6 protein-coding genes are annotated in these 5,670 nt (G+C 67.1%); all 6 read right to left on the bottom strand.

From position 1 onward, the window contains the following. Nucleotides 1-1,045: folylpolyglutamate synthase/dihydrofolate synthase family protein (locus BIS11_RS09695; protein WP_253585980.1), on the bottom strand; the 1,045-nt coding region annotated here is incomplete at its 3' end. After that, the gene (accD, locus tag BIS11_RS09690) at nt 1,038-2,030 is read right to left on the bottom strand and encodes an acetyl-CoA carboxylase, carboxyltransferase subunit beta (protein ID WP_253425205.1); all 993 of its coding nucleotides are present in this window, start codon (nt 2,028-2,030) and stop codon (nt 1,038-1,040) included. The genes accD and BIS11_RS09695, both read right to left, overlap by 8 nt. Before the next feature lie 86 nt (nt 2,031-2,116). After that, nucleotides 2,117-2,920, bottom strand: coding sequence for a tryptophan synthase subunit alpha (gene trpA / locus BIS11_RS09685; RefSeq protein WP_253425208.1), 804 nt, complete (start codon nt 2,918-2,920; stop codon nt 2,117-2,119). A gap of 8 nt (nt 2,921-2,928) precedes the next feature. Then, complete coding sequence (gene trpB / locus BIS11_RS09680; RefSeq protein WP_253425211.1) at nt 2,929-4,179, bottom strand: tryptophan synthase subunit beta; 1,251 nt, start codon at nt 4,177-4,179, stop codon at nt 2,929-2,931. A gap of 70 nt (nt 4,180-4,249) precedes the next feature. After that, nucleotides 4,250-4,876, bottom strand: coding sequence for a phosphoribosylanthranilate isomerase (locus BIS11_RS09675; RefSeq protein ID WP_253425214.1), 627 nt, complete (start codon nt 4,874-4,876; stop codon nt 4,250-4,252). Nucleotides 4,877-4,941: 65 nt separating this feature from the next. Continuing rightward, on the bottom strand, nt 4,942-5,670 hold a 729-nt coding region (truA, locus tag BIS11_RS09670), incomplete at its 5' end, for a tRNA pseudouridine(38-40) synthase TruA (protein ID WP_253585979.1).

Below are 5,670 nucleotides of genomic sequence, written 5' to 3'. Positions count from 1 at the left end.
CGATCACACCGTCGGCGTCCTTGTCCTCGAGCATGCCGATCAACGCCCACTGGCGGCCGCCCTCGGGCGGGGCCGGCAGCCGATTGGCCACGTAGCGCGCCGCGTGAGGGTTATGGCCCACGTCGAGGCACCACTGGCCGACCCACTGCATGCGACCGGCGACGATCAGGCCGCGAAACGCCTGGGTGGTCAGGGCGGTATCAAAATCCAGCCCCACCAGCGCCAGCGCCTGCAGGGCCGTGGCGGCGTTGTCGATCGGCAGACCCGGATCCGGTAGCGCATCGAGCGAGACGGTATCGCCCTCGGGCGTCAGCCCGTGCCAGCACCAGGGCGTGGTGAGATCACCCGGCGCCTTGACGCCGGCGCTGTGCTTGAACCCGACACCCTGGGCATAGATCGTGGACGCCATGGCGATGGCAGTGTCCGGCACGCTGACGGGAAGCGACGTACTGCCCAGCACCGCCGGCTTGAGCGGGCGAAAGATGCCCGACTTCTCGCGACCGATCTGCTCAAGGTCGGTGCCGAGGTAGTCGGCGTGATCCAGCGCCACCGTGGTGACGATGCTCACGTCCGGCTCGATGATGTTGACCGCGTCCAGACGACCGCCGAGGCCGACCTCGAGAAGCGCAAGGTCGAGCTCCTCCTGGGAAAGACACCAAAGCGCACAGAGCGTTCCCGCCTCGAAGTAGGTGAGGCTGACCTCGGGCGCCCGGGTGCGCGCCTGCTCGACCTGCTCGAAGCCTTCGATCAACTGCGCGTCGCTGGCCTGGCGGCCGTTGATGGTCACGCGCTCGTTGTAGCGCACCAGGTGCGGCGAGGTGTAGGTTCCCGCGCGCCAGCCATGGGCGCGCGCGACGGCATCCATCATGGCAAGGGTCGAGCCCTTGCCGTTGGTGCCCGCCACCATGATGACGTGCTTGGCCACCGGGCGCTCGAGAAGCCCCATGCGGTTGGCGACCTCCGTCACCCGGTCGAGGCCCATGTCGATGCCCACCGGGTGCAGGGTTTCCAGATGAGCGAGCCAATCGGCCAGGGAGTTAGGCATTGCGGCTGGATTCGTCGCTCGTGGCGCTGGAGGACGTCGCTTGCGCTTCAGCGTCGCTTGCGATCTGCTCCTCGTTCATCACCGGTTCCTGAATGTCGGCGTCGAGGGCCTCGTCGCCGTCGCCGAGCGGGTCCTGGTGGGTGAGCTTGCGCAGCACACCGCCGACCCGGGTACGCATATCGTGGCGATGAACGATCATGTCCACGGTGCCGTGCTCGAGCAGGAACTCGCTGCGCTGGAAGCCTTCCGGCAGGGTCTCGCGCACGGTCTGCTCGATCACGCGCGGGCCGGCGAAGCCGATCAGCGCATTGGGCTCGGCGATGTTGAGATCCCCGAGCATCGCAAGCGATGCCGAGACGCCGCCGAAGACCGGGTCGGTCAGCACCGAGATGTAGGGAATGCCGGCCTGCTTGAGCTTCTCGAGCGCCGCCGAGGTCTTGGCCATCTGCATCAGGGAGAACAGCGCCTCCTGCATGCGCGCCCCGCCGGAGGCGCCGAAGCAGACCAGCGGGATCTGTTCTTCAAGCGCGAGCGTCGCGGCGCGCACGAACTTCTCGCCCACGACCGCGCCCATCGAGCCGCCCATGAAAGTGAACTCGAATGAGACGGCGACGATCGGCAGACCATCCAGGGTGCCGCGCATGGCGATCAGCGCATCCTTCTCGCCGGTCTCCTTCTGGGCCGCGCTCAGGCGATCCTTGTACTTCTTGGAGTCCTTGAACTTGAGCCGGTCGACGGGCTCGAGGTCCGCGGCGATCTCCTCGCGCCCCTCCTTGTCGAGGAACCAGTCCAGGCGCTTGCGTGCGGTCAGGCGCAGGTGATGATCGCACTTGGGGCATACGCTCTGGTGCTTCTCAAGCTCGGGCAGGTAAAGCACCGCCTCGCACTTGGGACATTTACGCCAGAGACCGTCGGGCACGCTGGCACGACGGTCCTTACGCTGGATACGCCCCATGGAAGGTACGATTTTATCTAACCAGCTCATATCAAAAAGGCTTCCGTAGTCGTCACGCCCGGCCTTGCCAGGCTATGGGTGTCGTCGATCAAATTCAGTTCTGGCGATGGAGGCCCTCAGGCGTCCATCGCGGTGCGCATCTCGCTCAGCACGCTCGCAAGCTCGCCGGCGATCACTTCCGGGGTATCGGCGTGTTCGGCGATACGGTTCACCAACGCACTGCCGACGATCACCCCGTCGGCCACCTTGGCCACTTCGGCGGCAGTGATGCCGTCGCGAATGCCGAAGCCCACACATAGAGGAAGGCGCGTCAACTCGCGCAGTGGCGCGAGGTGCTCGGCGACGTCCTGGGCATTGAGGGTGGCGGCACCGGTGACGCCCTTGAGCGACACGTAGTAAAGATACCCTTCACCATGGGCGCATATTGTAGCGGCTCGGCCACGGGAAGTGGTAGGCGCAACGAGGAAAATTGCAGCCAAATCACGCTGTTTGAGGATAGGTCCGAACTCGTCGGCCTCCTCCGGGGGCATGTCCACCACCAGTACCCCGTCGACGCCCGCGCGCGCCGCCCGATCGGCGAAGGCGGCGTAGCCGATCCGCTCGATGGGGTTCAGGTAGCCCATCAGCACCACCGGCGTGCGGGTATCGCTCTGGCGGAACTCGGCCACCATGTCCAGAAGATCCACCAGCCGCGTGCCCTTGGCCAGCGCCCGCTCGCAGGCCTTCTGAATCACCGGGCCGTCGGCCATCGGGTCGGAGAACGGCACGCCGAGCTCGATCACGTCGGCCCCGGCCTCGACCAGCGCGTGCATGAAGCCCACGGTGTGCTCCGGGCCCGGGTCGCCGGCGGTGATGTAGGGAATCAGGGCCTTGCGGCCCTGGTGCTTGAGTTCGTCGAAGCGCTGATCGATACGGTTCATGCTCACCCTCAAAACGTGATGCCGTCGATGTCGGCAACGGTCATGATGTCCTTGTCGCCGCGCCCGGAGAGATTGACCACGATGTGCTGATCACGCCCCATGGTCGGCGCCAGCACCTTGGCGTGGGCCAGGGCGTGGGCGGACTCGAGCGCCGGCATGATGCCCTCCATGCGGGTCAGCTCGCGAAACGCCTCGAGCACTTCCTTGTCGTTGGCGGTGACGTACTCGACCCGCCCGACATCCTTCCACAGCGCATGCTCGGGCCCCACGCCCGGGTAGTCGAGCCCGGCGGAGATCGAATGGGTATCCGACACCTGCCCCGCCTCGTCGGACATCAGGTAGGTACGGTTGCCGTGCAGCACCCCGCGCGGCGCATTGGAGGCCAGGGGTGCCGCGTGGCGGCCGGTCTCGACGCCGTCGCCACCGGCCTCGACGCCGTACATCGCGACCCCCTCGTCCTCGACGAAGGGATAGAACAGCCCGATGGCGTTGGAGCCACCGCCGACGCAGGCGATGAGCGCATCCGGCAGCCGACCGATCTGCTCGAGGGACTGGCGGCGCGCCTCGCGCCCGGTCACGGCGTTGAAGTCGCGCACCAGCTGCGGGTACGGGTGGGGCCCGGCCACGGTGCCGATGATGTAGAAGGTGTCGTCGACGTTGGTCACCCAGTCCCTGAGCGCCTCGTTCATGGCGTCCTTGAGCGTGCGGGTACCGGACTCCACCGGAATGACGCGAGCGCCGAGCAGGTGCATGCGGTAGACATTGAGCTTCTGACGCTCGACGTCAGTCGCACCCATGTAGATATCGCAGGAGAGCCCGAGGCGTGCGGCGACCGTGGCGGTGGCCACGCCGTGCTGGCCGGCGCCGGTCTCGGCGATCACCCGCGGCTTGCCGCTGCGCTTGGCGAGCAGCGCCTGGCCGATGGTGTTGTTCACCTTGTGGGCGCCGGTGTGGTTGAGATCCTCGCGCTTGAGCCAGATCTGCGCGCCGCCGAGGGACTCGGACCAGCGCTTGGCATGGTAGAGCGGCGACGGGCGCCCCACGTAGTGGGCCAGGTCGACGTCGAACTCGGCCTGGAAGTCGGGGTCGTCACGCAGGCTTTGGTAGGTCTTTTCCAGATCCTCGAGCGCGAAGCTCAAGGTCTCCGACACGAACCGGCCGCCGTAGGGCCCGAAATGTCCGCGCGCATCCGGCAGCCGGGTCAGATCGCTCAGGCCGGGCTTCGCGTTGGGGGTCTCCCCCGTTGCTGAGACACTCACAAAGGCACCTCTCAAGATCGCCAGCAGGCAAACAGTCGATGAACGTGGGCTTGAGCGTTCGCGCCGGACGCTACTCGGCGCCGCGATCGGCGAGCGCCACCTGGCGCGCGAACTCGCTCATGGCTTGGCGGGATTTGACCCCCGGCGAAGCCTCGATACCGCCGGAGACATCCAGCGCATAGGGGGCGACCGCAGCGACCGCCCCGGCGGCGTTGGACGGGTTCAATCCACCGGCGAGGATAACAGGTTTTGCCAGGGATGCGGGAATTCTCGACCAGTCGAAGACCTCGCCGGTGCCGCCGGGGACGCCGGGGCGATAGGCATCCAGCAGCAGCGCCTGGGCGCCCGCGTAAGCTTCTGCGGCGGCTGCGAGATCGACTCCTTCGCGCATGCGCAGCGCCTTGATCCAGGGCTTGCCGAACTGGGCGCAGAACGCCGGCGTCTCGTCGCCGTGAAACTGCAGCAGATCCAGGTGCGCCAGCGCCGGCTCGATCTCCTCGCGCGGCTGATCGACGAACAGCCCCACCCGGGTGACGAAGGCCGGCACGTTCGATGCAAGCTCCTTCAGGGCCTGCAAGGAGATCGCCCGCTTGCTGTGGGGCCAGAGCACGAACCCCAGCGCATCCACCCCGAGGGTCACGGCGTGGTCGATATCCTCGGCTCGCGTGAGCCCGCAAAACTTGATGCGCGTGCGCATGGTGCTCCCTTGAATGGCTGGATGAAATGGCTGGATGACGAAAGACCGCGCAATGTGCCTAAGGCCTAGGGCCGAGGGTCCAGGGCACCGGCGAAGCTGAGCTTGCGCCGGGCGGCGATGCGCGCGTTGTCCGGCAGCGCCCGCTCGCCGCTCCATTCGCCGGTGAAGGCGAGCAGGTTCGGGCCCAGCGGCTCGCGCGGCAGTTCAAAGCGCTCGTCGTAGATCGAGTCGACGAAGTGCAGCCCGCAGGCCGGCGCGGTCACGTCGCCCTCGCGGCGGCTGCGCTTGTCGAGCAGCTCCTTAATGTAGCTCTCGCCCCGGGCGCCCCGCCCGACGCTCGCCAGGGCGCCTGCGATGTTGCGAATCATGTGGTGCAGAAAGGCGTTGCCCTGGATGTCGATGACCACCAGCGGGCCGAAGCGGTTGACCTCGCAAAAGTGCATCTGCCGCCAGGGCGACTTGGACTGGCAGCCCGCGGCGCGAAAACTCGAGAAGTCGTGCTCGCCCACCAGCGCCTGGGCGGCGCGGTGCATCGCCGGCGCGTCGAGCGGGTCGCGACACCAGGTGACGTTGTGGCGCTCCATCACCGGACGGCTCAGCTGGTTCAGGAAGATATAGCGGTAACGCCGGGCGAGCGCCCCCAGGCGGCTATGGAAGTCGTCGGCGACCGGCTTGACCCAGCGAATGGCCAGGTCCCGCGGCAGGTTGCTATTGGCGCCGAAGATCCAGGCCTTCTCGCTGCGCGCCGTCGGCGGGTCGAAGTGGATCACCTGACGGGTGGCGTGCACGCCACC

It is taken from the genome of Halomonas sp. 707D4 (genome assembly GCF_024158685.1).
Taxonomy (GTDB): domain Bacteria; phylum Pseudomonadota; class Gammaproteobacteria; order Pseudomonadales; family Halomonadaceae; genus Vreelandella.
The sequence above is the reverse complement of the archived record's forward strand: the minus strand, read 5'-3'. Positions and strand labels throughout refer to the sequence as shown.

What these genes read in the sequence shown, in the direction of transcription:
- accD (WP_253425205.1), bottom strand. Translation starts at nt 2,030, where the DNA reads ATGAGCTGGTTAGATAAAATCGTACCTTCCATGGGGCGTATCCAGCGT.
- trpA (WP_253425208.1), bottom strand. Translation starts at nt 2,920, where the DNA reads ATGAACCGTATCGATCAGCGCTTCGACGAACTCAAGCACCAGGGCCGC.
- BIS11_RS09675 (WP_253425214.1), bottom strand. Translation starts at nt 4,876, where the DNA reads ATGCGCACGCGCATCAAGTTTTGCGGGCTCACGCGAGCCGAGGATATC.